A 4954-nucleotide genomic window follows, 5' to 3' on the forward strand; every position below is an offset into this window, starting at 1 on the left:
GGCGGGCGCGGACCGGATCGGTCACGGCACCTCGTCGGCCGCCGATCCCGCCCTGCTGGAGCACCTGGCGGCGGAGGGCATCGTGCTGGAGGTCTGCCCGACGTCCAACATCGCCACCCGAGCGGTCGCGACCCTCGACGAGCACCCGCTGCGGGCGTTCGTCGAGGCCGGGGTGCCGGTCACCATCAACTCCGACGACCCGCCGATGTTCGGCACCACCCTCAACGGCGAGTACGCCGTCGCGGCCGACCTGCTGGACCTCGACGAGTCCGGCGTGGCCGACCTGGCGCGGTCGGCTGTGCGGGCCTCCTTCGCGCCCGACGACGTGCGCACGCGGATCCTCGGCGAGATCGACGACTACGCCGGCTGATCCAACCGGGCCATCGTGTCCGCGTCGAGCACGAGGTCCGCGGCGGCGAGCGCCGGCTCGAGCTGCTCCAGCGAGCTGACCCCCACGATGGGGCGGACCTGGGGTGCGCGGTGCAACAGCCACGCGAGCACGACCTGGCTGCGGGCCACACCGAGCCGGTCCGCGACCTCGGCGAGGGCCGCCAGCCTGGCCGCGGTCCCGGGGTGGTCGTAGGCCTGCGGGAACGGTCGGTCGTCGCGGTCGAAACTTCCCTGCACCAGCGGGCTGTAGGCCCACAGCTCGAGGCCCGCGTTGCGCTCGAGGTAGTCGACGGTCTCGTCGGTGACCCAGCCGAAGCGGTGGTCCTTGCCCTCGACCGCGGCGCCCGGACGCGGGGCGACGTACGACGTGGTGAGCTGGAGCGCCGTGGCGGGCTCGAGGCCGCGGGCCAGGGCGTGCGCCCGGGATCGCTCGACCAGCCAGGTGGGGTGGTTGGAGATGCCGACCCGGCCGACCGTGCCGGCGGCGACCAGGCCGCCGAGCGCCTCGGTCGTCTCCTCGATCGGCGTGCCCCGGTCCTCCCCGTGGGCCCAGTGGACGTCGATGCGATCGACGCCGAGGCGCTCGCGGCTGCGGTCGGCCTCGCGGCGCACGGTCTCGGCGCCGAGGCCCTCCACCCCGCCGCCGTCGACGGGCTCGACGCCCACCTTGGTGGCCAGGGTGAGCCGCTCACGCAGACCCGGGTTGGCGCGCAGCCAGTCGCCGATGAGCGTCTCGCTCTGGCCCCCGTGGCCGGTGTCGCTGGCCCAGAACGCGTAGCAGTTGGCCGTGTCGATGGTGGTCCCGCCGGCCTCGACGAAGCGGTCGAGGAGGGCGAAGGACGTGGCCCGGTCGGTGCGGGTGCCGAAGTACATGGTGCCGAGCACGAGGTCGTTGATCACCCCTCGACGCTAGCGCCCGTGACCAGCGGCGTTTCAGGCGCGGGGCCCCGCGACGGCGTGCAGCACCAGCGCCGCCTCCGGGCCGAGCAYCGGCAGGGTGACGCCCGCGACGGCGAGGGCGCGCCCGTCGACGACCTGGCCGCTCCCGGCGGCCCACCAGGGCGACAGGTCCGCGGCGTGCTGGTCCGCGCTCGCGGTCTCGTCGGTGAGCCGGTAGCTGCGGTCGGGGTCGAGTCCGGTGAGCCGCAGCGGCGCCGGGTGCTGGGTGGCGGTCGCCGCCACGGTGGTGACGACGTACCACGCCTCGGAGCGGTCCGCGGCGACCAGCCCGGTGACCATGACCGCCGGGTCCGGGTGGTCGGGGTGGACCAGCGAGCCCCGCGCGACGAGCGGGCGCACCCGCTGGTGCAGGGTGATCCAGCGGGTCAGCTCCTCGAGCGTCGCGTCGTCGAGGTCGGTGAGGTCCCACTCGATGCCGAAGGAGTAGAGCAGCGCGGTGGCGGCGCGGTAGCCGAGCGGGTGCGCGCGCCCGGTGGTGTGGGCCACCGGCCCGCCCACGTGCGAGCCCATCAGCTCGGGCGGCACCAGCAGGGACGTCCAGCGCTGGAGGTGCTGACGCTCCAGGGAGTCGATGGTGTCGCTCGGCCAGATCCGATCCGTGCGGGTCAGCACCTCCGCGTCCACGCGCCCGCCGCCCGAGGCGCACGACTCGATCTCGAGCCCGGGACGAGCGGCGCGCACCTCGTCGAGCAGGCGGTAGAACGCGCGGGTCTGGCCGGCCACGGCCGGCACCCCGTCGTGGGTGGCGTCGGTGAGGTCGCGGTTGTGGTCCCACTTGAGGTAGTCGACGTCGTACTCCGCGACCAGGGCCAGCAGGCTGTCCCGGACCTGGGTGTACGCCGCCTCGTCCTGCAGGTCCAGCACCTGCTGCGTGCGCCACGCGAGCGGCAGGTCGTGGCGGCCGCGCAGGATGCGCCCGGGGTGGTCCCGGGCCGTGTCGGAGTCGACGTTGATCATCTCCGGCTCCACCCACAGGCCGAACTCCATCCCCAGCCCGCGCACGTGGTCGACCAAGGGGTGCAGCCCCTGCGGCCACACGTCGGGGTCGACCCACCAGTCGCCCAGCCCGGCCGTGTCGCTGCGCCGCCCCCGGAACCAGCCGTCGTCGAGGACGAAGCGCTCCACCCCGACCCGGGCCGCCACGTCGGCGAGCGCGGTCAGCCGGTCCAGCGCGTGGTCGAAGTAGACGGCCTCCCAGGTGTTGGCCACGACCGGGGCCTCGCGCGGGGGACCGGACGCCACCGAGCGAAGGTGGGCGTGGAGGCGGTGGCTCATCGGGTCGAGCCCGCCGTCGGACCACGAGCCCAGCAGCCACGGACCGCGGTAGGTCTCGCCCCGGGCGAGGGCCACCTCGCCGGGCGCCAGCAGCTCTCCACCACCGAGGAGGCAGTCACCCTCCGGGGTGCGCTCGGCGTACGTCGTGTGGTTGCCGCTCCAGGCCGTGTGCACCGACCACACCTCGCCGTGCGAGAAGTCGAATCCGGGCGTGCCCGCGACCATCAGCAGGGTGGCGTCGTGACCCGTGCGCCCGTGGCGCCCGTCGCGGCGGTGGGTGCCCTGCACCCAGGGGTGCCGTTGCGGGGTGCGCTCCTTGCACCACCGTCCGGTGAGGTCGAGCAGCTCGGTCGACGCGGCGCCGACGGGCAGCGCGGTGCGGGCCGCGGCGAGGTGCAGGGTGCCGTCGAGCGTGTTGGTCACCGACGTGCGCACGCGCACCAGGCCGGCGGCACTCAGCTCGACGTCGACGACGACGCTCCAACCCGCCTCGCTGTCCGTGCCCGAGAAGCGGGCGGTCGCGTCGCCGCCGTCGGGAGGGTCCTCGACGCGCGTCGACCACTCCGAGGGGCTGGGGGTCGTCGCCGTGGCGGTGCCCCCGACGCGATGGCCCTCGAGGACCGGCGTACCGGTGAAGCCGCGGGCGGGGTCGGGCACGAGGCCGGTACGTCGTGAGGTGTCGAAGGCCGACCGCGGGATCCCCGGGCGGCGCGCGGCGACCAGGGCCGCCAGGGCGGCGTCGTCCAGGGCACCGAGGTCGGCGCCCCAGTGCGCCACGACGGGTACGCCGTCGTCGTCGGCCGCGACGAGGAGGCTCACGCCGGCCCGGCGCAGGTGGACGGCGTCCACGGTGATGTCGTCCGTCACGGCTCAGGCGTCCCTGCTCGACGCGGGCGCGTGGTCGTCGACGTCGACCAGGACGAGCTCGCCGACGTGGTCGGCCAGCACGCCGCTGGCCTGCGCGGAGAGTCCGGTGTCGGTGACCAGGACGGAGGCCTCGGAGAGCGCGGCGATGCTGCTCAGCCCGACCACCCCCCACTTGCTGGAGTCGGCGCACACGATCAGGCGTCGGGAGCGCTCGATCATGGCGCGGTTGGTCTCGGACTCGAGCAGGTTCGGGGTGCTGAACCCGGCCCGGAGATCCATGCCGTGGACGCCCATGAAGAACGCGTCGACGTGCAGGCTGCGCAGCGAGGAGACCGCGACCGGGCCCACGAGGGCGTCGGAGGGGGTGCGCAGTCCGCCGGTGAGCAGGACCGACGTGGTGCTGTCACCCGCGCGGTGCAGCAGGTCGGCCACCCAGACCGAGTTGGTGACGACCGTGAGGTGCGGGATCTTCGCGAGGTGCTCGGCAAGGGCGTGGGTGGTGGTCCCGGCGGAGACGGCGATGGCCATGCCCTCGTGGACGTACGTCGCGGCCCGGGCGGCGATCGCCTCCTTGTCGAGACGGTGCTGGACCGACTTGGCGGCGAATCCCGGCTCCGCCGACGAGGGCTCGGCCACGGCCAGCGCGCCCCCGTGCACCTTCTCCAGGAGTCCGTCGCGGTGCAGCGCCACGAGGTCGCGACGCACGGTCATGTCCGAGACGCCGAGCAGGTCGACGAGGTCGGTGACGCGCACGGTGCCGTCCCGGTCCAGCTCGGCCAGGATGCGGCCTCGGCGTTGGGCGGCCAGCATCAGCGTTGCTCCTCACGTACGACGGCGACGCCCCCGGCCGGGACGACGAGGTCGCCGGCCACGGAGCGGCCCGAGACCAGCTCGGTCCCGGTCACCGGCACCGGCGCGTCGACGGTCCCGTGGTTGATGACGAACAACCAGGAGCCGTCGTTCCCCACCCGCCGGGTCACCTCGACGTCGGTGGAGGCACCAGGCAGGCGGGCCAGCCCGACCTCGCCCGCCAGTCGCTCGACGAGGCGGTCGGTGCCCTCGGGCGCCAGGCGCGTGGCGACGTACCAGGCGACCCCGTCGCCGACCTCGCGCCGGGTGACGGCGGGGCGCCCGCGGGCGGGGCCGTCGACGTGCTGGGCCACCGCCTCGGCGCCGGCCAGMTCCAGCTCCTCCGCCCACACGTCGGCGTCCACGCCGTCGTCGCCGAGGCCGTCCACGCGCACGGACTYGCCCTCGAGGAGGGGCAGGAACTCCGTGGTGCGTACGCCGAGGAGGTCGCGGAAGGCGCCCGGGTAGCCGCCGAGGCGGATGTGGTCGTGCTCGTCGACGATGCCGCTGAAGTAGGTGACCACGACCGTCGCCCCAGCCTCGGCGGCCGCCGTCACGGCGGCGGCCGTCTCGTCGGACACCAGGTAGAGGGTGGGGACGACCACGAGGCGGT

At 74.7% G+C, this 4954-nt stretch carries 4 protein-coding genes and 1 pseudogene; 1 reads left to right on the forward strand and 4 read right to left on the reverse strand.

The features are described 5' to 3' along the window. Positions 1–370, forward strand: a pseudogene (locus ACXJKL_RS14400) (adenosine deaminase); the annotation flags it as partial. Here ACXJKL_RS14400 and ACXJKL_RS14405 read toward each other — a convergent pair. The 4 genes from ACXJKL_RS14405 to ACXJKL_RS14420 all read right to left on the reverse strand — a co-directional run. Then, positions 358–1290 carry an aldo/keto reductase gene (locus ACXJKL_RS14405; protein ID WP_457207732.1) on the reverse strand — a complete coding sequence of 311 codons (933 nt, stop codon included), beginning with the start codon at positions 1288–1290 and terminating at the stop codon, positions 358–360. The pseudogene ACXJKL_RS14400 and the gene ACXJKL_RS14405 overlap by 13 nt on opposite strands. Before the next feature lie 33 nt (positions 1291–1323). Further along, complete coding sequence (locus tag ACXJKL_RS14410) at positions 1324–3492, reverse strand: alpha-galactosidase (RefSeq protein ID WP_457207733.1); 2169 nt, start codon at positions 3490–3492, stop codon at positions 1324–1326. A 3-nt stretch (positions 3493–3495) separates the two neighbouring features. Beyond that, the gene (locus ACXJKL_RS14415) at positions 3496–4302 is read right to left on the reverse strand and encodes a DeoR/GlpR family DNA-binding transcription regulator (RefSeq protein WP_457207734.1); all 807 of its coding nucleotides are present in this window, start codon (positions 4300–4302) and stop codon (positions 3496–3498) included. Then, the coding region (locus ACXJKL_RS14420; RefSeq protein ID WP_457207735.1) for a beta-galactosidase trimerization domain-containing protein at positions 4302–4954 on the reverse strand (653 nt) is incomplete at its 5' end. The genes ACXJKL_RS14420 and ACXJKL_RS14415, both read right to left, overlap by 1 nt.

It is taken from the genome of Nocardioides sp. P5_C9_2 (assembly GCF_054049555.1).